We start from the raw sequence: 1,301 nt of genomic DNA on the forward strand, positions 1-1,301 counted from the left end.
CCTCCGACGGCCCCGCCCCCACCGACTCCCCGGGAGGCCGGCAGTGACCCTCGCCCAAGCGCCGCACGGCTTTCTCTCGCCGACCGGTGTCGAGGTCGCGTTCCTGCTGGTCGGCCTGCTGACCCTGGGCGCCGCCGTGGTGACCGTGACCACCAGGCAGCTGGTGCACGCGGCTCTCTGGCTGGTCGTGGCCCTCGGGGGACTCGCCGTCGAATACCTGCTGCTGACGGCGGAGTTCATCGCCTGGGTGCAGGTCCTCATCTATGTCGGTTCCGTGGTCGTCCTCCTTCTCTTCGGTCTGATGCTGACCCGCGCCCCCATCGGCCGCTCCCCGGACGCCGATTCCGGGAACCGGTGGCCCGCCCTGGCGGTCGCGGCCGTCGCCGCCATCGCCCTGGTCTGGGTCGTCGCCGACGCCTTCCGCACCACCTGGATCGACCTCGACGGCCCGGCCGCCGGCTCCACGAAGGTCACCGGCGAGAGCCTCTTCCGGCACTGGGTCCTGCCCTTCGAGGCCCTCTCCGTCCTCCTCCTCGCGGCACTGGTCGGCGCGATCGTCCTGTCCCGCAAAGCGAAAGCGGATACGAGCTCTCCCCCCGAGAACGCCCGACCGGTCACGCAGAGTTCCCATCCAGTCACAGATTTCGAAAAAACTTCGCGGCCCCCGAAAACCCCGACCGAGCAGGAAGGCGCCAGCTGATGCACCTCGCCTACCCCGCCGTCCTCTCGGCCCTCCTCTTCTGCACCGGCCTCTACGGAGTCCTGGCCCGCCGCAACGCGATCCTGGTCCTGATGTCGGTCGAGCTGATGCTCAACGCGGTCAACCTCAACCTCGTGGCGTTCGACGTCTGGCTCAGCAGGACCGCCGAGGACACCCTCCACTCCGGCCAGGCCCTCACCCTGTTCACCATCGCGATCGCCGCCGCCGAGATCGGCATCGGCCTCGCGATCGTCCTCGCCGTGTACCGCAACCGGGGCACCTCGGACATCGACCGGCTCCGCGACACGGCGGAGCCCCCGCACAGCACCCCGCACCCGAGGGACGAGAAGGCCGAGGCCGCCGCGTGACCACGACCACCCTCGCCACCCTCGTCCCCCTCCTGCCCTTCCTCGGTGCGCTCGCAGGCCTCCTCCTGGGCCGCACGGCCCCCGGCTACGTCCGCCCCCTGGCCGTCCTGCCCCCGCTCGCCGCCCTCGCGCTGGCCGCCCTGGTCGCCGTACGCCAGGGAGGCGACGCCGCGATCGACGCGGCGACGGAACTCACCCCCACCGGCTCGATCCCCGTCGAACTCGCCCTGCAC

Annotated in this window: 2 protein-coding genes and 1 pseudogene; all 3 read left to right on the plus strand. The window is 71.5% G+C overall.

The genetic code is table 11. The features are described from left to right. Positions 1–43: 43 nt before the first annotated feature. A complete protein-coding gene (locus tag AOK24_RS42860; protein ID WP_055725259.1) occupies positions 44–700 on the plus strand; it encodes an NADH-quinone oxidoreductase subunit J family protein in 657 nt (218 codons plus the stop codon). Further along, positions 700–1,068, plus strand: a complete 369-nt coding sequence (nuoK, locus tag AOK24_RS42865; RefSeq protein WP_055725260.1) for an NADH-quinone oxidoreductase subunit NuoK — start codon at positions 700–702, stop codon at positions 1,066–1,068. Before AOK24_RS42860 ends, nuoK begins: the two co-directional genes overlap by 1 nt. Beyond that, a pseudogene (locus AOK24_RS42870) lies at positions 1,065–1,301 on the plus strand (NADH-quinone oxidoreductase subunit L); the annotation flags it as partial. The gene nuoK and the pseudogene AOK24_RS42870, both read left to right, overlap by 4 nt.

It is taken from the genome of Streptomyces niveiscabiei, from assembly GCF_001419795.1.
Taxonomy (GTDB): Bacteria; Actinomycetota; Actinomycetes; order Streptomycetales; family Streptomycetaceae; genus Streptomyces; species Streptomyces niveiscabiei.

Excerpts from the sequence above, each read along its gene's own strand:
- nuoK (WP_055725260.1), top strand. The coding sequence starts at position 700 with ATGCACCTCGCCTACCCCGCCGTCCTCTCGGCCCTCCTCTTCTGCACC.